Genomic DNA, 21,324 nt, shown 5'->3' on the forward strand with positions numbered 1-21,324 from the left:
TGTTAAGCTTGTATTATAAATGCAAAAAGCCCACATAAGTGGGCCTGGGTGCGGGTGTTAAAAATTTCCTATTTGCTCTAGTTGAGCTTTTATTTTTGCAAATTCACAATCGAGGTCCAGGGTTTTTACGCTTATGGTATTTCCGGACATTTGATAGGTCTTATCTGGAAGTATTAGTTCATCAGTTTTTGCATAGAGGAGAAGTCCCGAGACCTTGCCACTTTTTTCTACATCATAATTTTTTACATAGGTATAAATTTGATAGAGGTTGGCCGAGTGCAAGGTGTTGGCATTGTAATAGTTTTGGGTGGTGCTTGCATAATATTTGGCATCTATTATCAAAGTTTTTTCTCCCTTTTTAAGCATAATGTCACTTTGCATTATAGGAAGCATGTCTAAATCTTCTCCGTCTATATCCCAGGGGATTTGCGAAGCAGATGCGCTGAGGTCCGGCCTTTCCTTGCGGTAATATTCAAGAATAAATTTCTCGTACAGCCTACACATCCTCTGCTCATCAAAAAAGTCCATGAGCCTGGTGGTTCCATCGTCATTTGTATGGAGGAGGCCTTTGATTACCAAATAGCAAATAAATATGAGCATCTGGTAGCTTTGATTGTTCTTGTTAAATTTGATTTTCCAATTAATATTTTCAATCCTTAGAGTTTGAACTCCTACAAAATAAACCCTTAATTTTCGAAGTTGCTTTTTTCTTCCCCTGTCAATATCACTTTTTATAAGGACTTCCATAGTGGTTTTGATAATCCTATTAAAATAAGAATTGACAGAAAATTCGTAGTAAGAGCAAACGAGTTTCCTCTTTAACATGGCCTGGCCTTTGATTGATGCGGATATATCAACTTTCCCCCTCAAAGTTGCCAGGGCTTCAGTTTGATTTATATATTCTTTTTCAAGGCCCCTTTTAACCTGGGCCGTTATCCCTTTGATAAGAATTGCTGCGCAAAGGTCTCCCCCGTTTTCAAATTCTTCCGTCTCCAGGTCCTTGTAGCCCTGCTCTTTTAAAATCTGAAAAGCATAGGAGAGCATGTAATAAATGTTTTTTATAGGAATCATTTTATGGCATCCCTGAGGATTGATGACCAGTTTAAAACCTTGGACGGTTCATCAAACCAATATTCTTTTATAAGAGGGATAATTTCATATTCTACTACAGATTTTAGCCAAGAGTCTGTAATCTCGGTGTCATTGCAAAAATAGCTGTGGCCTATTCTAAAGCCTTCACCCAGTGATTCATCGTCTTGGATTGCATTATTCAAACTCAAGACGCTAGTGATTAATCGATTTAGCTTTGGCGAATTCTTTTCTGCTAAATAGTTTTTAAATCCTTGAGATTCAAAAGCTGGAGGGAAGTCAAAAAAGGCAAACCTCCTCCTTAGGGCATAGTCCATCAGGGCCAAACTACGATCGGCTGTGTTCATCATTCCAATTATGTGGATATTTTTTGGAACAGAAAACCATTCATCAGAATAAAGCATCTTGATTTTCTCGCCCCGCTTATCATTTTCGATTAGCATCATGAGCTCGCCAAGGATCTTGCTTAGGTTGCCCCGATTTATTTCGTCAATTATGAAAAAGTATGGTCGGGCCTCATCTTCTTCTGCCCGCTTGCAAAACTTATAAAAAACTCCATCAACTAATTCAAATCCATCCTTTGATGGCCTGTAGCCTTGGATAAAATCCTCATAAGAATAACTTTGATGAAATTGAACCATGGCCACCCGGCTGACATCCTTCTCTCCCATAAGAGAGTAAGCAAGACGCTCAGCCACAAAGGTCTTGCCGACGCCAGGCGCACCTTGGAGGATGATATTTAATTTTTTATCCAAAAGATTGGCAAGTGTCGTGTAAGCATCCTCATCCATGTAGACTTCATTTAGAAAATCTTCTTTAGTATAAGTCTCATATATGGACTTAGTTGGAGGTGTTTCTGGCTCTACTTTTCCTCTAAACAAATTTTGCAGGCTTTTTAAATAATCTGAAAATTCAGTAATACATGTCAGAGTTTTCATGGGCGCCATTTCTTCGCTTTCCCGTTCACCCTTGTCTGTCCAGTTGACCTTCCTGATGTGTTTGAAGTCTTCTCTGTTTTCATCATAGATGTAATCTGAAGTGACCTCGCCCTTGCCAATTATAGTGTTTCTTCCTTTCTTGGCAAAAATTATATCCCCAACCTTAATTTCATTTGCAAATTGCCAGAGACAAAGACTATCATTTGTAGGTTCTTTCTCTGAATTATAAAGGACTTTCATTTTCTCCTGAATCTTTTCTCTTGACTTAAAGGTCTTAAGGTCTGAAAGTCGGTCCCAGCCGATTCCCATAATGCCAGCTTCATAAAACTCTTCCCACTTGCAAGCATTCTCTCCTGGAGAATATATCCAATAATTTTCTCCTTTAGAATTGATTTTCGTGGTTTTACTATGGAGCCAAGCCCCATAGGACAAGGCTGGAAAACTCTTGTAAGAAAAATCTTCAGAAGAAAAAGCTGCCTTTGCCATTTGGCAAATACTTAGGTAAGTTTCGCCATCAGGCAAATCCTCTTTTAAACCCATAATAATATTTACAAAATCCTGAGGGGCATTATTTATATACTTAAAAAAATCCCTGCTAACTGAATCCAAGCTCATAAAAGTATAGGGCCTAATCCAATAAAGGCCCATGGTTATATTCCACTTAACCCCTTTTTGCTTAATAACGACATCGTATTTTTCAACAAAATCCTCCCTGGCCTTAGCTGAATTATTATCAGCGTAAGTAAGGGCTTTTGCAAAAAAATCCCAGAGATTATCTACATCATCATCTTTTCTATTTCCCTTGTAGGCAAAAAACCAGGCATTCAAGGGCATAACCACAGGAATGCCATCAAGAGTCTTTGGTACCTCAGCTTTTACAGAAAAACGCTTTGCAAACTCTTCTAACAAAGCAATCCGATTTACATCATTCATGCGCTTATTAAAAGAAGCAAACACAGTAAAGGGGCAAATATCATCATAATCATCCTGACCCTTTTCCTTGAATGGGTAGTCCATGTTCAGAGTCTTATAAATATCTTTCAAAATATCCAGGAGCTCTGCCCTCTTGTCCTTGTATTCCAAAAGCTTAGAAGCCAGTTCCATATAAAAATATGTCCATTGAAATTGCTTTTCCATTACAGCCTCCTTTTAATAATTCTTTCCTTCATTATATCACAGTCGTCTTATATTTCCCACAGATAGATCCGTATCTCGACTTTAAGCCAGTCGTCTTGCCACTCTTTGGAGGTGATTTTGCCGTAGAGGTTTTTGCCGGCGTCCATGAGGCGGGCGAAGACGACGTTGTCGGCGCGGGGGACGTAGCCGATTTTTTGGTAGCCGATGGTTTCAATGCGGATGGCTTGGGGGTCGTGGGGGTTGGTTGGTTCTCTGTAGAAGTTAACCTTGTCGCCGATTTTAAGGAGGGGCTCTATGGATTTGATTTTTTCTATGTGGGTTGTCCCTGCCACGTGGGTGTCAAATAAATAGATTTCCCTTTCAAAGGGTTTGGGCATGTCGATGCCTCCAGCGTGGGCGGATATGAGGGCGAGTTTTTCTATGTCGTCGATTTTTGCTAGGTCTTTATCTGTCATCGGTCTCCTCCAATAAATTTTTTATGATTTCCTCCAGTGTGTCTATGGCATCTTTAAAAGATTTTTGAGCCTCTTTGAGTTCGGCGATTTTTTCTTCTTTTTTGATAGAGTCGTCTAGGATTTCCTTCCAAATGTATGGCGTGGTCGTTTTAATTTGCTGGATTTTTTCCTTGACTGCGTCAATGCTGTTAAGAAGCCTATATCTTTGTTCGGCCATTTCTTCCATGGTGGATTTGGTCTCGACCTCGACGTCTGCATCTACGACTTCGGCCAAGACTTGCATAAGGCTTAAATTGCCGTCCTTGTAGGCTTCGACGACCTTGTGGAAGAGTTCGATTTTGTCTGGGCTTTGGTCGGGGTGGAGGTCAGGGTGGAGTTTTTTGATGAGTTTTCTGTAGAGACTTTTGATTTCCCTGGTCTCTTCTGTGGTCAGGACTTCTTTTTCCAATTCTCCTGCGGCCTTGGTGATTTCCTCTGCCTGGTCGTCAAGGCGTTTTTGGTAGTCTGCAAACTCTTTGTCAAGGTCAGTGTCTATTATTTTTAGATCGATTTTTTCGTGGCGGTATTTGTGAAAGCGAATTCTCTCGGCCTTGCGTTTGAGGCGGAGGTAGAGGCAATAATCTTTGTAAACCAGGTATTCCAAGGTCCCAATCTCTAACATGTACTGGGTTTTTATGTTCTTGCAGATGATGTATTTGAGTTCGTCATATTTAAAAATCGTTTCCGTGAGTGTGTTTTTTAATTCTTGGATTTCATTTTTTAAATTTTCATATTCTTGGGATAGTTCAATATTTGCCATGGTGGTCCTTTCTATGTATTTTTGTGCGCCGATTGGTCAATTTTTTGGCGACCATTCGAATAAAAATTTTGTTTATTGGTGGTTTTTATTTTCCATAAATTATGCAAAAAAAGACCATTCTCGTGGCCTTGTTTACATCAAAAAATTAATGGCTTGGGGGAGGATTTCAAAATCGATCTCCCTAGTCTTACATACATCGCCGTCGTAGTTAAGATAGGTGTCTTGGCCCAGGCTTTTGATTTTGCCGGACTTGACTTCATAAGTAGATACGCATTTCATATTGAGATGCCTGCCTTTTTTGTACCTCATCATAAGGAGGGCGACTTTTAAATAGGATAAAGTTTCGACCAGGCTTAGGTTGATGATCCCGTCCCTGATGTCGGCCAGAGGGGCTGCCTTGAAGCCTCCGCCATAATAGGATCCGTTTGCTAGTGTCAGGAGCAAATATTCTCCTTGGCCAGAAATTTTTCTCCCGTCGACCAGGTCCAGCTCATAGGAAAGTGGAAAGACCCGGTCGTTTTTTAGTGACTGGAGGGCGCCCACAAGGTAGGACATGCCCTTGTACTTGCGGACGTTATTTACATTATTTACAACCCTGTAGACTGCGGCGGCGTCAAAGCCGATTGATCCAATGTTTATAGAATAGCGGTCGTTCATCTTGATTATGTCGATATTGGTCTTCTGGGCATTTTTAATTTCACTTAGGACTTGGTCAACCGTCTTGCCATCATGAATGGTCCGGCAAAAGTCGTTGCCAGTTCCGCAGGGGAGGACGCCCATGTATGAATCCATCCCCACCATAGCCGAGGCGACTTCGTTGATGGTCCCGTCTCCTCCGCAAGCGTAGATGGCTATGTCCGGTCCATATTTTGCCGCCTGGTCCTTGGCAATATCAAAAGGCTGGCCAGCGTAGGTCGTGTAGATGATCTCGTAGTCCTCGCCCGCCATTGCAGCTTTTATTTTATTTTCATCCGGCAAATTTTTCCCATCTGCCGCCTTGGTTGACATTATAAACAAATATTTCATCAAAATATTCTCCTGATTAATTCCTTCATATCATCTGGCATTTCCGCAAAGACGTCGACTTCCCGTCCGCCCGCATTGGTCCGCAACCTGTACGAATGCAATGCCTGGCGATACATGCCGTCGATCCCAACCCCGTACATCATGTCGCCCAGGATCTGTATACCTAAACTCATCAAGTGAACGCGGATTTGGTGGGTCCGCCCAGTTTTTATCTGGGCCTTGATAATAGAATAAGGTCCCTTATTATAAAGGGGCGTAAAAATGCTGTGGGCCTCTTGGCCTTCGCCCTCTGCTGCAAGAATCCGCCTGGTCCCAATCTCTTCGTGTCGGCCAATGGGCAGGTCGACCGGAGTTTTTTCGTAGAGGTTGCCCTTGCAAATGGCTATATATTCTTTGATTGTCGTATCCTTGTGGATTTTCGAATAAAGGCCCTGGGCTAAATCCGACTTGGCGATCAAAATAATCCCCGAAGTGTCCAAGTCCAAGCGATTTATAAAACGGACTTGCTGGCGGATGCCAAGCTTATAAAAAGTGTTCTTTGCGTAATCGCGAAAGGTAATGCCGTCGAAATTTCTGGTCTCGTGGGTTAAAATTCCAGCCGGCTTATTCATGGCGACAATGAGGTCGTCCTCAAAGAGAATTTCCCCCTCGGGCGCGCCCGGTGTGTAAGGCTGGTCGGATTTGTCAAATTCGTCGTCTATGTGAAAGGTGATGGTCGACCCTGCGTAGACGGGCGACTTGCCGTGGATAATTTCCCCGTCCACAAAAATCTTGTCCTGGTAAAAATACTTCCGATAATTTCTGTGGGAAATGGACAAGTCCATGAGGGCGTGGTTGAGATTGTAAGCGTCTTTTGAGACTTTAAAGTTAAGAATCTGCATTTGTGTCCTTAAAAATTTCCATAGTTCGATCGTAGGATTCTTGGAGGCGACCTTTGATAAAGTCGTCAAGGCCATTGATCTCGCCATTTAATCCAGCTTCGCAAGGATAAATTGTAAAGGATAGGGGCTTATTTATCCTGTTGACCCAGGTCGGATGATAGGTAACTGTGTCTGCGTAGACCCGGTCGCCAGATGATTTGATCTGAAGCTCGACGATGACCCCGTCCTCACCATAGGGTGATCCGCCCATGTACTCCCGCCTTTGGTTGGACAGGAAGTTCCCCATAGAATAAATGCAATAGGTCTGGAAGCCCTCGTGGTCTATAAATTCCGCCGGCTCGATGACGTGTGGATGAGAGCCAAGAATTATATCGACTCCGTTTTCAGCGAAAAATTTGGCCCAGTACTTTTGGTAATCGTCGGCCGTCCGCCTGTACTCCGTTCCCCAGTGGACGATGACAATTGTCCCCTGAGCGTTTTCTTTGGCGTAGGCAATGTCTTTCAAAACTTTTTCCTCGTTAAGGGTGTTTACCATATATTCCTTGCCTTCAATGTAGCGGTCAAGACCGTTGAGGCCGTAAGTGTAATTTAAAAAGGCGATTTTTCTGCCCTCGATTTCGACAATAGTTGGCTCAGTATTTTCGTCCTTGTAAGTGCCCACGTGGGCCAGCTGATAAAAATCTGCAGTCTCGATGGTCCTGATTACTCCCTGCATACCGCCATCAAGGGCGTGGTTGTTGGCCAGGGCCACCAGGTCAAAGCCCACGAATTTTACAGCGTTCATGGCATTGTGTGGAGTCCTAAAGGCCGGATAGCCGGAGAAATTGGCATCGGCTATTGTGCTTTCAAAGTTGGCAAGAGCGTAGCCCTTGGAAAGAAGGGGTCGCAGGTAGCGGAAGGTATTCATAAAAGAATAGGTCCCGTCAGCTTGTCTGGCCGCGTCCAATTGGGGGGAGTGGAACATAATGTCCCCTGCCACCATGAGGGTCGCCTGGTAATCTTCATTTGTATTTTTATTTTGATCAGAAAAATCTAAATTGCCATTTGCTTCTTCTTTTTCATTTTCGCTTGAGTTTGAACTTGAATTTGAATCTGCATTTGCATTTTCACTTTCGCTTGAGTCTGAATTTGAATTTAAATCTGTATTTTTATTTTCACTTTCACTTGCGTCTGCATCTGCATTTGAATTTGCCAGTATTTCCTTTTCATCAGTAAGCTGGGCCTTGTCCTCAGTCTTGTCTCCAGGCTTGCAGGAAACAAATAACAGGGCCATTATTAATAAAAGTATAATTCTAAACTTTCTCTTCATCTATATAATCTCCTTTTAAAACGCTGAGGCCCAGGACCAAAATTCCCGCTGCCAATATAATATCTCCAATGGACACGACCTTGGGGAAGGGATAGGGCCGCATAAAGGGAATGACGTCCCCCAGAAATTTAAAATTTGTCCCCTGGTCCATTATAAAGTGGTGGAAGCTGGCTCCTTTTTCAGTCAGCTGGTAGGCCTCGGGGCTTGCAATCAGCTGGTAATATTCTCCGCTGATGGGCATCCGCATGCCGTTTAATAACATGACAATAAAGTTTAATAAGCTCCCAATAAAGACCAATAAAATACCCCTATAATCTCTGTTGAAATACAAAAAGGCGAAGAGTAGGGTCTGGCTCATGAGGGAGAAAAACCTCAGGGCGCCAAAATCCACGCCGATTTTAATACACAAAAACACTATAACCTTTATCCCAATAAAGGCCGCCAAAAATTCCCAGGCCCGCTCGGGCAGGCTGGACAAATTTTCAAATGAATAGCGTTTGTATATTGCGATTACAAACAGAATTATAAGGGTCTCTGCAATCATTTTATTTTTCCTTTAATTTTTTTATTATATTTTTCCCGGCAATCCTCCCAGATTGGTAGGCCAAGATGACGGTAGCCGCGCCGGTAACTGCATCTCCGCCCGCGTAGATCCGTGGGTTTGAAGTCTGTAAGTTCTCGTCAACGACTATGAGCCCGTCCTTGGTTTTTATATTTTCCTTTTCATAGTCGATCAGTTTGTTGGGCTTAGTGCCAATGGCTATAATTACCAAATCAGCAGGTCGTCTGACTTCCTCGCCGTCCTTGGTAAAGATAATTTCATTTTCTCCAATGGCCTTTGGACTGTAGCCAAAGTGCATGTTCACGCCCTCTTCAATGGCGTGGTCGATTTCTTCGACACGAGCAGACATGTCCTCGTAAGCCCGCCTATAGTAGAGGTCGACCGAATCGTAATAGCGTCTGGCCACCCTGCTGGCGTCCATGGCCACATTGCCGCCGCCAATTACAGCCACGGATTTCCCCAGGGGCATGGGCGTGCGATAGGCCTCGTCATTGGCCCTTAATAAATTGACCCGGGTTAAAAATTCGTTGGCGGTTAAGACATTGTTGGCCTCTTCGCCAGGTATGCCCATGAGATTTGGAAGTCCTGCGCCGCTCGCTATAAATACATAATCGTGGATGGCCAAAAGTTCCTCGAAGCTCATGGTCTTGCCGACAATTACTCCCTTATGAACTTCCATGCCTGAGGCGATTAGATTTTCGATTTCTTCATTTACAATTTCTGCTGGCAGGCGGAATTCAGGGATTCCGTAGACCAAAACGCCACCCAGCTTATCAAAGGCCTCGTAGACTACGGGCTTGATATCTGCGCGAATTAAATCTGCAGCCAAAGCCATGGCGGCTGGGCCTGATCCCACAATGCCGATTGAGCCGATAAATTCATGCTTAGTAGCACGGGTTTTGCCACGCATCTTGTCGCCGACATAGCGTTCCAGCTTACCGATATTAATTGGTCTAGCTAATTTATTGTAGATGCACAGGCTTTCGCACTGGGTTTCCTGTGGGCAAACCCGGCCAGTTACGCAGGGGAAAGCGTGTGAGCTTTGAATTGTTTTGTAAGCCGACTCAACGTCGCCAGATTTAACTTCCATTATAAATTTTGGAATGTCTATGCCAACTGGACAGCCCTTAACGCACTTGGGGTCCTTGCAATTTGCACAGCGTTCTGCTTCGACGACAGCCTCTTCATCGGTAAATCCCAGGTTGACCTCATTGAAGTCCTGGATCCTCTCGTCAGCTGGTCGGTCAGCTGAATTTATCCGGTCGCGCTTGGCCGGTTTTAAATTTTTTTGCATTTCTAGATCTACCATCTCTTTAGCCTCCTTAGGGCGTCGTCCCAGTCCACTTCCTCGCCCCTAAATTCCGGGCCGTCTACGCAGGCAAATTTGGCCTTGCCCTCGACCATGCACCTGCAAGATCCGCACATGCCTGTCCCGTCAACCATAATTGGATTTAGGGAGACAATTATAGGTATGGATAATTTTTTTGCAGTCAGGGTCGCAAACTTCATCATAATCATAGGGCCAATGGCGACAATGCGCGTAAAGTCCGCCCCCTTGTCAACCAAGTCCACCAAGGCATCTGTGATAAGGCCGTTAAAGCCCTTGGACCCGTCATCAGTTGCTATGTGTAAATTGGCGACTGCTGCCAATTTTTCTTCATATATAAGTAAGGATTCATTTCTGGCGGCCAGGATTACGTCGGCCTTGATTCCGTGGTCGTGCAAGAATTTCGCCTGTGGATAAACGGGGGCCGCGCCAACGCCAGCTGCCAAAAATACCACGCGTTCTTTTTTTAATTGATCTTCGTCCATGAGGGCAAGGTCAGATGGATTGCCCAGAGGTCCGCAGACGTGGTAAAGTTCATCAGCCTTTACAAGATCGCAAGTGGAATCGCCCACTTCCATGACAACTATAGTGACTTCGCCAGTCTCTTTGTCGGCGTCGGCAATGGTCAAGGGGATCCGCTCGGACTTTTCGTCGGTTTGGACTATTAAAAATTGCCCGGGCTTGGCGTTTTTAACCAGGGCCGGGTCGGTGAATTTAATTTGGTAAATATTTTCTGCTAATTTTTCTCTTGAATTAATTTTCATTTATTATCTCCAATGATTTTGCAATAATTTCTGATATATCGTGAGCCCTCATAACCATGCAGGCCTTGGCTGTTCGGTTGCAGATTAAGCACTTGCGCTGGGGCAAATTCAGAGCCTTCCTATCGACCATAGTTTCTCCGTAGATGTCTATGTCTATTAGGGAATTTTGTTCCAATTCAACAGCCGCTAATTTTACGACGACTGGGTCTGCGTGGCCCAAATCGTAGATGGCCCTGTATCCAGTCTGGTCCTTGATTTCTTTAATAAGTTTAAAATTTTTATCGTAAATTTTTTTGTATTTTTCGTAAAAGCCTAAAAATTTTTCATGAGTCTTTATCCAACCAGGAAAAACCAGGGATAAGATGATTTTATTCTGGTAGCCCAGAGCCCCGACTTCTTCTTTGGTCGCTAGAATCTCCGCCTTCAAGGAATTCGAATATGATTTTTCACAGGCCAAAAAAGTCTGGATAAAAAAGGAATTTATAAGTATATCAGCCGCTCCGCCTGGAGACAGGCTATTTTTTTCAATTATCTTTCGAAGATCGCCTTTTGCCTCTTGGGATTTCAAAGATTTTTTGGCCAGGTCTTGGACTTGGGCTAGCAAGTCTTCTCCGCCCCTCCGTAAAATATTGGTATCCATGAGTTTTGAAATAATAAAATACAGGCGGTCGGATTTTTTATAGGCCAGGCTATCAAAAGTTATCTGATAGGCGGAGGCCACCTCTGCCCGGGCCCCAGATCTCTTTTCTTTTAATAGAAAATTTAATTTTAAATCCTCCAATTCTTTGGAGATTTCCACCTGATAATTATTTTTATCAATAAATAAGCCCCGAGATTTTATCCGCCCGGTCAAGTAGACGAGGATCCCTAGCTGAAAGATGGCCCCCATGTGGGTGTTCACTCCCCCGGTTGCTCTAAACATTTGGCGTTCCGCCCTTTGGCCCAAGTTTCTGACCTTAAAAAAAGGCTCTTTAAAAAAACCTAGAGAAAAGGCTTGTTCAAAATAAGACTCCAGGCTCCTAATCCCCCGCCGCATCAAAAAATAATCCATATCTCTATGGGATCCGTTTGATACAGGTGTGACCAGGCCTGGTTTATCAATCATGTCCAGCTCTTGGACCATGGCCCTGAGGGCCAGGGAAGAAATTTTTTTCTGGTACATTATTTCTTGGCCTTGGCCTTTTTTTCTACAGTCCCATTTTTAATGGCTGATTTTTGTAGCTCTTTGATAACGCGTTTTTCTATCCGAGAAACCGTCATCTGCGAAATGCCAAGCTCTTCGGCAATGGCAATTTGCGTTTTGCGGTTGATAAATCTTTCGATAATAATGGTTCTTTCGATTTCGTTTAAATTTTCCAGCTCCCGCTTGATAAAATCTAAGTTTTCTATCCTGTCATAGGTTGGGTCGTCGTCCCCAATGACATCGGACAAAAAGAGTTCGCTGCCATCGTCATTTGATTCGATGGAAATATCCAAACTGCCAGGTGTGTAGACCTTGGATGCCTCCATGACCTCAATTACCTCTTCTTCAGACAAATCCAAAAAGTCCGCTATATCCTTGGCCGTTGGCGCCTCGCCCATAACTTGGCTGAGGTGGATTTTGGCATTGGAAATCTTTTTGGACTGCTCTTGGATCCGGCGGGGAACTTTTATAGTCCAGCCCTTATCCCTAAAGTGCCTCTTGATCTCACCCATAATGGTCGGGGTTGCATAAGAGGTAAAGGCGTAGCCCTTGGATGGCTCAAAGCGGTCCACCGCAAGGATTAGACCAATGCAGGCTACCTGGTAGATATCGTCAAAGTCAATGCCCCGGTTTACATACTTGCGGGCCAGGATATCGCACAGGTACATGTTTTTTTCAATCAGTTGGTCGCGAATGGCAGGATCTCCGGTCTTATGAAATTCTTCAAACAGTTTATTTAATTCTTCTTTGCTGGGTTTCTTGTCGACCGTAGACTTTGTCATCTATGCCCCCCTTTTAAATTTAACGCAAACGGAGTCCTCTTGGATTTCCAGTTCATCACAGAGGGCTTCCATAATTTTTATAGATAAATCGTCCTTTTGGTCTTCTTCAACTAATGAGAAGATGGACAAGTATTTATCGCAAAGTTTAATATGGGTGACAAATTTATCAAAGTCGTCTTTGATGGCCATGACAAGCATCTCACTTACAACTAGCTTGATGTCTTCCATGGTGTCCACATCAAAACCAGCCCGGCTAGCTATACCTGAGGCCAAAAGCCTCAGGCTAGTCGTGTATTCTGCCTTGGCAGGTAATTCTAATTTAATATCTTCGCAGCTCATTTTATATCAAACACCTCTTCAAGTTCTGTTATAACAAAGATTTTTTTGATCTTTGGGTCCACATTGACAATCCTTAGCTTGTAGCCGTCGTCGTTTAAGACTTTTTGGATGGAGATAAGGACGCCTAGACCTGTGGAGTCCATAAAGCTTACGTGTGAAAAGTCCAGGACTATATCGGACTTGGATTTTTCGTATTCATCTAAAACTCTCACGCGGACATCTTGGGCGTTAAAGATATCTAATTCGCCATCAATATAAATTGTCCCGTCTTTTTTAAATATATTCATTATTCCTCCGTTTGAATTGCTGAAACAATTGTTTCATCGACTAGGTCCATGAGTTTGACCCCTGATGTGGCCCTGCCTGTTTCCCTGATGCCATCTGCGTCAATCCTGATGATTGTGCCGTTTGATGAGATGAGGAGCAGGTCTTTGCTTTCATATATTACAAGGCTGGTTGCCACGTCGCCTGTCTTCTTGGTGACCTTGTAGGTTATAAGTCCCTTGCCGCCCCGGCTTTGGCACTTGTACTCTTCAATTGAAGTGGCCTTGCCGTAACCCTTTTCACTTATGGATAAGAGTTTGGCGTTTTGCATAACTGGATCAGATGAAACAACTACGTCGTCCTTGTCCAGGCTAATTAATTTTACCCCACGGGCAGTCCTGCCTGATGGGCGGATGTCGTTTGCCTTAATCCTGATGGCCTTGCCCTTCTTGGTGGTTGTAATAATCTCTTCGTTATCATCGGTTAGGTAAACGCTGATGAGCTCGTCACCTTCGTTTAAGCCGATGGCAACAATGCCTGTCGACCTGATATTGGCAAAGAGGTCACGCTCTGTTCTCTTTATTATACCGCCCTTGGTAACAAAGGTGATGTATTCCTTGGTTTCGTTTTTCTTGACCGGTAAGATTGCAGAAATCTTTTCGTCGCCAGAAATTTGCAAGAGGTTAACAATCGCAGTTCCCTTGGCTGTCCTGCCTGCTTCTGGAATTTCAAAGGCCCGGAGTGAAAATACCCTGCCCTTGTCGGTGAAGAAAAATACCTTGTCGTGGGTGGTCAAAGTGTAAATGTCGTTTGGCTCGTCTTCACGGGCTGTGGACATGCCGCGAACGCCCTTGCCACCACGTCTTTGGGTCTTGTAGGCGGATTCGTTTACCCTCTTAATGTAGCCGCGGTCTGAAATAGTAATTACCACTGACTCGTCAGCTATCAGACTTTCGATATCGATGTCGCCTTCGTCTAGGACGATTTCTGAACGTCTTTCATCCCCGTATTTGTCGCGGATTTCGGTCAGCTCTTCCTTTATAATTTCTAAAAGCAATCTTTCATTTGAAAGAATTTCTTTGAATCTGGCAATTCTCTTGATCAGGTCTTCGTATTCGGCTTGGAGCTTGTCTTTTTCAAGTCCAGTTAACCTACGAAGTTGCATGGCAAGGATTGCGTTGGCTTGGATTTCTGTAAGTCCAAAGCCTGCCATCAACCTGTCTCTGGCCTCTGCGTCGTCTTTGGATGAACGGATGGTCTTGATAATTTCATCGATCCTGTCCAAAGCAATGAGTAGACCTTCGACTATGTGGGCCCTGGCTTCAGCCTTGGCCAAATCAAAACGAGTCCTCCTGGTTACGATTTCCTTTTGGTGTTCAAGGTAATAATATAAAAGTTCCTTAAGCGACAGGGTTTTTGGTTCCCCGTTTACAAGGGCCAGGTTGATTACACCAAAGGTGGTTTGCAGCTGGGTCCTCTTGTAGAGTTGGTTTAAGATGACCTTTGGATTAGCATCGCGTCTTAGCTCGATAACAATCCTCATGCCCTCTCTGTCCGACTCGTCTCTAATATCTGTAATGCCGTCGATTTCCTTGGTCTTAACAAGGTCGGCAATCTTAATAATTAAATTGGATTTATTTACTTGGTAAGGAATTTCCCTAACGACAATCCTGTTTCTCCCCTTGGAAGTGGTTTCAATTTCAGCCTTGGCGCGTAAGGTAATAAGTCCGCGTCCAGTCTTGTAGGCCTTTTTGATGCCAGCTGTTCCAACTATGTTGGCCCCAGTTGGGAAGTCAGGTCCCTTGATATATTTCATCAGGTCCTTGTAATCACAATCGGGATTATCCATCATATAAAAGAGGCCGTTAATTACCTCTACCAGATTGTGTGGAGCCATGTTGGTTGACATACCAACAGCTATACCCGAAGATCCGTTTACCAAGAGGTTTGGAAAGCGTGAAGGAAGAACATCTGGCTCTTGCAAACTCTCGTCAAAGTTTGGAGAAAAGTCTACAGTTTCCTTGTCGATATCCCTTAGCATTTCCTCAGCCAGCTTACTCATCCTGGCCTCTGTATAACGCATGGCCGCAGCCCCGTCCCCATCCACAGAACCAAAGTTACCGTGGCCGTCTACCAATGTGTACCTGGTGTTGAAGTCTTGGGCCAACCTTACCATGGCGTCATAAACAGCCGTGTCTGAGTGAGGGTGGTACTTACCTAATACGTCCCCAACCGTACGAGCACACTTTCTGTAAGGTTTGGATGAGGTATTGCCCAGGTCGTACATGGAGTACAAAATCCTCCTGTGAACTGGCTTTAACCCGTCCCTAACATCTGGCAGTGCCCTTGAAACTATAACGGACATGGAGTAATCCAGGTAAGATTTTTTCATTTCCTTTTCTATTTTTACATCTACTATATTATCTGGTCTCATAATTCACCTATATATCCAAGTTTGAAACGTACTTAGCGTTTTCTTCTATAAATTCTCTTCTCGGTGCTACCTTGTCACCCATAAGCATAGTAAAGATCTCGTCGCTCTTGTTCATATCTTCAATATTAACGCGGAGGAGAACTCTCTTTTCAGGATCCATGGTAGTTTCCCAAAGTTGGTCGTAGTTCATTTCCCCAAGACCCTTGTACCTTTGGATATTGATGCCATCGCGGCCAATTTCATCCAAAAATTCACTGAGCTCATCGTCAGAGTAGCAATATTTTAAGGTCTTGCCCTTGGTTACCTTGTATAGAGGCGGTTGGGCAATGTAGACATGGCCCTCTTCGATTAGAGGCGTCATGTACCTAAAGAAGAAAGTTAGGAGCAAAGTTCTGATGTGGGCGCCGTCGACGTCAGCATCCGTCATGATAATGATCTTGCCGTATCTGAGCTTTTCCATATCAAAATCTTCGCCAATACCTGTGCCAAAGGCTGTGATCATAGCCTTGATTTCCTCGTAGCCCAAAATCCTATCCAGCCTTGCCTTCTCAACGTTCATAATCTTACCCCTTAGAGGTAAAATTGCTTGGAAGTGCTTGTCGCGACCTTGTCTAGCTGAACCACCAGCTGAGTCCCCTTCGACGATGAAAACTTCTGTAATTCCATTGTCGTTGGACTGGCAGTCTGAAAGTTTACCAGGTAATGTCGCTGAATCCAAGATGGACCTGGACCTGGAGATTTCTCTGGCCTTTCTGGCGGCCTCTCTGGCGCGTTGTGATTTAATGGCCTTGTCGATAATTGCCTTGGCAATTTTTGGATTTTCTTCAAAATAAGCTGTTAGGCAGTCGCCCATAACCGAGTTTACAATGGAAGAAGTCTCTGAGTTACCGAGTTTTGCTTTTGTTTGCCCTTCGAATTGTGGCTGGGCCAGTTTAACTGAAATAACTGCAGTGATCCCTTCACGAACGTCATCACCTGAAAGGTTGGAGTCTTTTTCTTTTAAAATATTAAATTTACGACCGTAGTCGTTAATAGTCCTGGTTAAAGCCGTCCTAAAGCCTGATAAGTGGCTACCACCTTCTGGTGTGTGGATGTTGTTAGCAAAGGTCACCACATTTTCACTGTAGGCATCTGTGTATTGGATGGCGAACTCAACTTCTTGACCATCTCTTTCTTCATCGAAGTAAATTATTTCCTTAAAAATAGGAGTCTTGGACCTATTTAAATACTCGACCATCTCTTGGATACCGCCGTCGTACTTAAAGACCTTGTCCTTTTCTTGGCCAGGGCGTTTGTCAGCCAGTTCAATCCTAACCGATTTGTTTAGGAAGGCCATTTCCCTTAGCCTATCTTCTAGGGTATCGAAATCAAAAATAACAGTATCAAAAATTTCTGCATCTGGCATAAAGGAAATAGTTGTGCCTGTACCTTCAGCCTTGCCCACAATTTCCAGCTCACTAATGGCCTTGCCGCGGGCAAAATTTTGCTGGTAGATATTGCCATTTCTCTTGACCGTTGCCACCAGCCATTCGCTAAGGGCGTTTACAACTGAAACCCCAACCCCGTGGAGACCGCCCGAAACCTTGTAGGCATCGTTATTAAATTTACCACCTGCGTGCAAGATTGTAAGTACTGTTTCAACTGTTGACTTGCCTGTCTTTGGGTGGGTGTCTACTGGAATACCGCTACCATTGTCCTCAATAGTGGCAGATCCGTCTTCGTTAATTGTCACGCTAATGGTATCGCAAACGCCAGCTAGGGCCTCGTCGATTGAGTTGTCCACAACTTCGTAAATCAAGTGGTGGAGACCTCTTTCAGATGTGGAACCAATATACATACCAGGCCTTAGACGAACTGGTTCTAAGCCCTCCAAAACCTGGATATTAGAAGCTCCATACTCTCTCTTTTTATTTTCCATAAATACCTCTTTCTTATAAATATTTCATCTTGTTATCTTTTATTTCTATAATCGCATCCGCATCCATCAGTGAAGTCGAGGTCACAAATGCCGTCATACCCTTAATTTTATTTTCCAAATTCGCATTTCTAATGGAATCAAATTCATATAATAAATCGTCCAGCAAAATTATGGACTCGCGATTGGATAATCTCTTTAATATATCCAGATTTGCCAGCTTCATAGAGACCACAATGGCCCTCTTTTGCCCACGAGAAGCAGATGATTTTGCCAGCTGGCCATTAAATTCAATGACTATATCGTCCTTGTGGACCCCCCAGGTGGAATATCGCCGCCTCATGTCTTCAGCCAAGGCTTGGTCACGAAATTTCTCAGGATTTTCTATGTCCCAGGAATAGTCTATAGAAAATTTGACCTTCCAATTTGAATCTATATCGTAAAGATGCCTGGCCGTCCGCTTTTCCAAGAGCTCCATATACTTGATCCGGTCGTGGTTTATGGCCTGGCAAAGCTTGATGTAATCATCATCCATTAAATCCAAATGAAATTTGGGATTTGCCGTCTGCAAGTATTCATTTCTTAGCCTATAAAGATTGTTGAAGTCGCGGAGATTTTTCTCGTAAGACAGGCTGACATCTTGGATCATATCATCCAAAAACCGCCGCCTAAGTCCCGGGCTCCCATCTATTATAAAAGTGTCATAGGGTTCAAAGACAACCGCATTGTGGGTCTTGAAATTTCTAATCCTCCCCACCCGCTTGTCATTAATCTCACGGAGGACACCCTTGTCCTTTTTTATATAGACGATCTTTTCCATATCGCGAACGCCCTCTTTGAACTTGGCCCTGACCCCAGCTTGGGTCTGGTCTCTTTTCACCAAATCATAATAGGTGTCCTTAAAGACAGTTCCAGTTAAGGCCAGATAAAGGCCCTCCAAAAAAGTCGTCTTGCCGGCCCCGTTTTCCCCGTAAATCAGGTTCATGCCGGGCCTTATGTCCAGGGACTCATAGGAAAAATTTCTCAAATTATAAAATAAAATGCTCTTAAGTTCCATTATATAATAGAAATAGTCACTTCTTGGCCATTAAATTCAATCACGTCCCCGTCTGAAAGCTTATGAGAGGGCCTAGTTTCAACCTGGCCGTTTACCTTGACCTGGCCGTCCTTTATCAGGTGTTTGGAAACTCCGCCAGAATCAACTAAGCTCGCCAGCTTGAGGGCGTTTTTTAATTCTGTATCAACTCTAACTTCTAAAATCAATTTTGTAACCTCACTGGTAGTAAAATATATTTAAGGACGTCTTCACTTGTTCCGTAAACGTTAAGTGGACTAGCTGAATCCTTGAAAACCAGGCGGACAGTCTTGTCGGCAAAGAGGGAGACCCCTTCCTTTAAATACCTAGGATTAAAACCTATAACCAAGTCCTCGCCAGCTTTTTGGATTTCCATGTCATCTGAAGTTTCCCCCAAATTACCGGTGGAACCCAGGTGCATGTTGCCTTCCTTTATGTCCAGGCGAACCATATTTAAATTGCCCTTGGCCACAATCATGGACCTGTCCAAGCATTCCTTGAAAACATCCTTGTCCAAAACAACTTCAGTTGGACCGGACTCAGCCAAAAGGCCTGAGTAGTCGAAAAAGTCCCCGTCAAAGAGCCTGGTGTAGACTGCAGTTGATCCAAATAAAACCATGGCGTGGTTTTTAGCCCGCATTATAGTGACTTCATCATCGTCCTTGACCAATTTTTCCACTTCATAAAGGGAAACAGAAGGGACGATAAATTCGTCATTGGCATTTGAATGAATAGGCTTATCCACAATGGTAACCCTGTAGCCGTCCAGGCTGACCCCTGTTAGCTTTTCTTCGTTAACCTTGAATTTAATACCGGTGTAGATCATCCTATTTTCATCTATGGAAACTGAAATCCTATTCTTGTTGATGAGGTCCTTTAAAGCTTCGCCCTTGATTGTAAATCTGGTATCGTCGTTAATAGATGGAAACTCTGGAAAATCTCCAGAATTTAGGGCTTGGAAGTTCAAGCGACTCCTGCCCGAAGTAGCTTTGACGCCCATATTCTCGTCAACCTTAACCTCAATCATATCGTTGGATTTGAGTTTTGAAACAATATCATAAATTATATTTGAATTAAAAACATACTTGCCCTCTTCTCTTACATCGCATTCCACACTGGTTTTAACGGAAATCCTCAGATCAGTTGAATAGAGAATCAGGTCCTTACCCCTGGTTTCAAAGAGGATGCCCTCTAAAAGAGAAGACTGAGAACCCTTGCTAACACCGCGCAAGGCGATTCTGATAGCTGATAATAAATCACCAACACGAATTATAAAATGCATAATTCCCTCCTAAGTGCAAAAATTTTTGCCTTAATAATATACTATAAATATAGTAATAGTAGTAGGGCCTGTGAAATATGTTAAAAAATGGTCACAAGCCATTGCCTATAAGATTTTCCTTGTTTATATCTTGGGGATATTTATAAACATCATCTGAAGGATGATTTTTTAATATCCCTTACCATCTTGTCAACTGAGCGTTTTAGGCCCGGGTCCTTGGCTGTGGAATTTCTGATTTTATTCCAAGCATAAATAACCGAAGTATGGTCCTTGCCATAATAAGCTCCAATATTTGGAAAAGAAAGTTCGGTGAGCTCCCTGATCAGATACATGGAAATATGTCTGGCCTTGGAAACTTGGGCGCTTCTACTAGACCCAACTATATCTGAAACCTCAACTCCAAAACGTTGGGAAACGTATTCCAAAACCTGGTCGGGAGTAATATTTAACTCTCTCCTGGCCGCCATCTTCATCTCGGATAAAACAGCATTGCAAATTCTCTCGTAGCCCCTGACATCGCCTGGCTCAACATTCATAAACTTGGCCCTGACATCAGTCCTCCTAATGGCCGACTCCAGCTCGCGGATATTGTTGGTAATATTTTCTGCAATTATCCACATAACTTCGGATGGGACCTGGTATTTGTTAAATTCAGAAGTCTTTTCCAAAATCGCATAGCGGGTGACCTTGTCTGGCATCTTGATATCGGCTACAATTCCCGATTCAAAGCGGCTGACCAAACGCTCTTCTATGGGTTTAATCTCCTTGGGCAAGCGGTCAGAAGCCATTACAATTTGGGCCCCCTTGGACATCAGAGCATTAAAGGTGTGGAAAAATTCCTCTTGGACCACGTCCTTGCTTTCCAAAAACTGAATATCGTCTATAAGTAAGACGTCCAAATTCCTGTACTTGTTTTTAAAATTGGCCTTCATAGAAGGGTCCTTGGTATTTCTAATGGAAAAAATCAGTTCATTGGTAAAGGATTCGGTCGACACATAGTGGACCCGCTTTTCAGGATTTTCAGCCAAAACCTTGTGGCCGATTGCCTGCATCAAATGGGTTTTGCCAATTCCACTTTTACCGTAGATAAAAAACGGGTTAAAAACCGTACCCGGATTGTTGGAAATCGCCCAGGCAGTTGCGTGAGCCATAGAGTTTGCATCGCAGGTAACAAAATTTTCAAAAGTATACTTGGGATCCAAAACGGGCCTTATGCCCGGCATGGAAAAATCCACTTCAGGCAGGACTTCGTCTGCTTCTTTGACATACTTGTCCTCCTCTTCTGGAGTGATAAGCCTTAGTTTCATAGTAGAAATCCCAGCCATGGCCTTTTCCAAATGGTCTATAAACCGCCTCTCTACAATATTTAAAGTAAAGCGATTGGGAGCAAGCAATATTAAATTGTTATCCTTGATACAAATAGGAGTTAAAACGCGGATGTAGGCAGAAAATTCTGTAGGCGACATAAAATACTCGGCCTGCATTTTTTTCAGCACTTCCGTCCAAATTTCTACACTGGTCATAGGTCCTCTTTTCACAGCCTGTTAAAAACTTTCCAAGTATGTTGAAAGTGTTTTTCACAGGACAGATGTTAAATGTATTTAATAACTTGATGTTTACACAGTTTTGCCTGGCCAAAAATTCTAAAAAAACTCTTATAAAGATTGAAAAATACCTTTTGTTAAAGGATATTAACAATGGGGCGGATTTTTTCACATTTTACCCAGGCTGGCCTGTTAAAAACTAAAAAAATTAAAAAAATA

General features: G+C 43.4%; 20 protein-coding genes. All 20 read right to left on the reverse strand.

The window, feature by feature from the left end; all coding sequences use genetic code 11:
* Window positions 1-57: 57 nt before the first annotated feature.
* The 20 genes from mcrC to dnaA all read right to left on the reverse strand — a co-directional run bounded on the left by mcrC (window position 58) and on the right by dnaA (window position 21,084).
* Window positions 58-1,071, reverse strand: a complete 1,014-nt coding sequence (gene mcrC / locus CUU59_RS07610; protein WP_099951367.1) for a 5-methylcytosine-specific restriction endonuclease system specificity protein McrC — start codon at window positions 1,069-1,071, stop codon at window positions 58-60.
* Complete coding sequence (locus CUU59_RS07615) at window positions 1,068-3,164, reverse strand: AAA family ATPase (protein WP_245870584.1); 2,097 nt, start codon at window positions 3,162-3,164, stop codon at window positions 1,068-1,070. Before CUU59_RS07615 ends, mcrC begins: the two co-directional genes overlap by 4 nt.
* A 47-nt stretch (window positions 3,165-3,211) precedes the next feature.
* Complete coding sequence (locus CUU59_RS07620) at window positions 3,212-3,619, reverse strand: HIRAN domain-containing protein (protein WP_099951368.1); 408 nt, start codon at window positions 3,617-3,619, stop codon at window positions 3,212-3,214.
* Complete coding sequence (locus CUU59_RS07625; protein WP_099951369.1) at window positions 3,609-4,418, reverse strand: DnaJ domain-containing protein; 810 nt, start codon at window positions 4,416-4,418, stop codon at window positions 3,609-3,611. Before CUU59_RS07625 ends, CUU59_RS07620 begins: the two co-directional genes overlap by 11 nt.
* 132 nt (window positions 4,419-4,550) lie before the next feature.
* A complete protein-coding gene (locus CUU59_RS07630) occupies window positions 4,551-5,444 on the reverse strand; it encodes a diacylglycerol/lipid kinase family protein (RefSeq protein WP_099951370.1) in 894 nt (297 codons plus the stop codon).
* Complete coding sequence (locus CUU59_RS07635; RefSeq protein ID WP_169922897.1) at window positions 5,444-6,325, reverse strand: RluA family pseudouridine synthase; 882 nt, start codon at window positions 6,323-6,325, stop codon at window positions 5,444-5,446. Before CUU59_RS07635 ends, CUU59_RS07630 begins: the two co-directional genes overlap by 1 nt.
* Complete coding sequence (locus tag CUU59_RS07640) at window positions 6,312-7,634, reverse strand: CapA family protein (protein ID WP_146036083.1); 1,323 nt, start codon at window positions 7,632-7,634, stop codon at window positions 6,312-6,314. The genes CUU59_RS07635 and CUU59_RS07640 overlap by 14 nt, the downstream gene beginning before the upstream one ends.
* Window positions 7,618-8,178 carry a DUF5317 domain-containing protein gene (locus CUU59_RS07650; RefSeq protein WP_099951374.1) on the reverse strand — a complete coding sequence of 187 codons (561 nt, stop codon included), beginning with the start codon at window positions 8,176-8,178 and terminating at the stop codon, window positions 7,618-7,620. Before CUU59_RS07650 ends, CUU59_RS07640 begins: the two co-directional genes overlap by 17 nt.
* Window position 8,179: 1 nt before the next feature.
* Complete coding sequence (locus tag CUU59_RS07655; protein WP_245870585.1) at window positions 8,180-9,505, reverse strand: NAD(P)-dependent oxidoreductase; 1,326 nt, start codon at window positions 9,503-9,505, stop codon at window positions 8,180-8,182.
* Window positions 9,499-10,287, reverse strand: a complete 789-nt coding sequence (locus CUU59_RS07660; RefSeq protein ID WP_099951375.1) for a sulfide/dihydroorotate dehydrogenase-like FAD/NAD-binding protein — start codon at window positions 10,285-10,287, stop codon at window positions 9,499-9,501. The genes CUU59_RS07655 and CUU59_RS07660 overlap by 7 nt, the downstream gene beginning before the upstream one ends.
* Window positions 10,277-11,449, reverse strand: coding sequence for a triphosphoribosyl-dephospho-CoA synthase (locus CUU59_RS07665; RefSeq protein ID WP_099951376.1), 1,173 nt, complete (start codon window positions 11,447-11,449; stop codon window positions 10,277-10,279). The genes CUU59_RS07660 and CUU59_RS07665 overlap by 11 nt, the downstream gene beginning before the upstream one ends.
* Window positions 11,449-12,252: a SigB/SigF/SigG family RNA polymerase sigma factor gene (locus tag CUU59_RS07670; protein ID WP_075574365.1), complete on the reverse strand. Its 804-nt coding sequence runs from the start codon at window positions 12,250-12,252 to the stop codon at window positions 11,449-11,451. The genes CUU59_RS07665 and CUU59_RS07670 overlap by 1 nt, the downstream gene beginning before the upstream one ends.
* Window positions 12,253-12,591: an ATP-binding protein gene (locus tag CUU59_RS07675; RefSeq protein ID WP_075574364.1), complete on the reverse strand. Its 339-nt coding sequence runs from the start codon at window positions 12,589-12,591 to the stop codon at window positions 12,253-12,255.
* Complete coding sequence (locus tag CUU59_RS07680) at window positions 12,588-12,878, reverse strand: STAS domain-containing protein (RefSeq protein ID WP_075574363.1); 291 nt, start codon at window positions 12,876-12,878, stop codon at window positions 12,588-12,590. The genes CUU59_RS07675 and CUU59_RS07680 overlap by 4 nt, the downstream gene beginning before the upstream one ends.
* On the reverse strand, window positions 12,878-15,289 hold the full coding sequence (gene gyrA, locus CUU59_RS07685; protein ID WP_099951377.1) for a DNA gyrase subunit A: 2,412 nt from the start codon (window positions 15,287-15,289) through the stop codon (window positions 12,878-12,880). Before gyrA ends, CUU59_RS07680 begins: the two co-directional genes overlap by 1 nt.
* A gap of 7 nt (window positions 15,290-15,296) precedes the next feature.
* Window positions 15,297-17,207, reverse strand: coding sequence for a DNA topoisomerase (ATP-hydrolyzing) subunit B (gyrB, locus tag CUU59_RS07690; RefSeq protein WP_099951378.1), 1,911 nt, complete (start codon window positions 17,205-17,207; stop codon window positions 15,297-15,299).
* Between the two features lie 13 nt (window positions 17,208-17,220).
* Entirely contained in the window at window positions 17,221-18,261 is a 1,041-nt protein-coding gene (gene recF / locus CUU59_RS07695) for a DNA replication/repair protein RecF (RefSeq protein WP_099951379.1), read from the reverse strand.
* Window positions 18,261-18,467, reverse strand: coding sequence for an RNA-binding S4 domain-containing protein (locus CUU59_RS07700; protein ID WP_099951380.1), 207 nt, complete (start codon window positions 18,465-18,467; stop codon window positions 18,261-18,263). Before CUU59_RS07700 ends, recF begins: the two co-directional genes overlap by 1 nt.
* Window positions 18,464-19,561, reverse strand: a complete 1,098-nt coding sequence (gene dnaN / locus CUU59_RS07705) for a DNA polymerase III subunit beta (RefSeq protein WP_099951381.1) — start codon at window positions 19,559-19,561, stop codon at window positions 18,464-18,466. The genes CUU59_RS07700 and dnaN overlap by 4 nt, the downstream gene beginning before the upstream one ends.
* A gap of 149 nt (window positions 19,562-19,710) precedes the next feature.
* Window positions 19,711-21,084, reverse strand: a complete 1,374-nt coding sequence (gene dnaA / locus CUU59_RS07710) for a chromosomal replication initiator protein DnaA (RefSeq protein ID WP_099951382.1) — start codon at window positions 21,082-21,084, stop codon at window positions 19,711-19,713.
* Window positions 21,085-21,324: the final 240 nt, after the last annotated feature.

Source organism: Ezakiella peruensis, assembly GCF_900215725.1.
GTDB lineage: Bacteria > Bacillota > Clostridia > Tissierellales > Peptoniphilaceae > Ezakiella > Ezakiella peruensis.

Bases quoted from the DNA above. Each gene is read 5' to 3' on its own strand.
- CUU59_RS07655 (WP_245870585.1), bottom strand. From the start codon at position 9,505: ATGGTAGATCTAGAAATGCAAAAAAATTTAAAACCGGCCAAGCGCGAC.
- dnaA (WP_099951382.1), bottom strand. From the start codon at position 21,084: ATGACCAGTGTAGAAATTTGGACGGAAGTGCTGAAAAAAATGCAGGCC.
- CUU59_RS07625 (WP_099951369.1), bottom strand. From the start codon at position 4,418: ATGGCAAATATTGAACTATCCCAAGAATATGAAAATTTAAAAAATGAA.
- recF (WP_099951379.1), bottom strand. From the start codon at position 18,261: ATGGAACTTAAGAGCATTTTATTTTATAATTTGAGAAATTTTTCCTAT.
- CUU59_RS07665 (WP_099951376.1), bottom strand. From the start codon at position 11,449: ATGTACCAGAAAAAAATTTCTTCCCTGGCCCTCAGGGCCATGGTCCAA.
- CUU59_RS07620 (WP_099951368.1), bottom strand. From the start codon at position 3,619: ATGACAGATAAAGACCTAGCAAAAATCGACGACATAGAAAAACTCGCC.
- CUU59_RS07680 (WP_075574363.1), bottom strand. From the start codon at position 12,878: ATGAATATATTTAAAAAAGACGGGACAATTTATATTGATGGCGAATTA.
- CUU59_RS07670 (WP_075574365.1), bottom strand. From the start codon at position 12,252: ATGACAAAGTCTACGGTCGACAAGAAACCCAGCAAAGAAGAATTAAAT.
- CUU59_RS07635 (WP_169922897.1), bottom strand. From the start codon at position 6,325: ATGCAGATTCTTAACTTTAAAGTCTCAAAAGACGCTTACAATCTCAAC.
- CUU59_RS07660 (WP_099951375.1), bottom strand. From the start codon at position 10,287: ATGAAAATTAATTCAAGAGAAAAATTAGCAGAAAATATTTACCAAATT.
- gyrA (WP_099951377.1), bottom strand. From the start codon at position 15,289: ATGAGACCAGATAATATAGTAGATGTAAAAATAGAAAAGGAAATGAAA.
- CUU59_RS07675 (WP_075574364.1), bottom strand. From the start codon at position 12,591: ATGAGCTGCGAAGATATTAAATTAGAATTACCTGCCAAGGCAGAATAC.
- CUU59_RS07630 (WP_099951370.1), bottom strand. From the start codon at position 5,444: ATGAAATATTTGTTTATAATGTCAACCAAGGCGGCAGATGGGAAAAAT.
- CUU59_RS07615 (WP_245870584.1), bottom strand. From the start codon at position 3,164: ATGGAAAAGCAATTTCAATGGACATATTTTTATATGGAACTGGCTTCT.
- gyrB (WP_099951378.1), bottom strand. From the start codon at position 17,207: ATGGAAAATAAAAAGAGAGAGTATGGAGCTTCTAATATCCAGGTTTTG.
- mcrC (WP_099951367.1), bottom strand. From the start codon at position 1,071: ATGATTCCTATAAAAAACATTTATTACATGCTCTCCTATGCTTTTCAG.
- CUU59_RS07640 (WP_146036083.1), bottom strand. From the start codon at position 7,634: ATGAAGAGAAAGTTTAGAATTATACTTTTATTAATAATGGCCCTGTTA.
- CUU59_RS07650 (WP_099951374.1), bottom strand. From the start codon at position 8,178: ATGATTGCAGAGACCCTTATAATTCTGTTTGTAATCGCAATATACAAA.
- dnaN (WP_099951381.1), bottom strand. From the start codon at position 19,561: ATGCATTTTATAATTCGTGTTGGTGATTTATTATCAGCTATCAGAATC.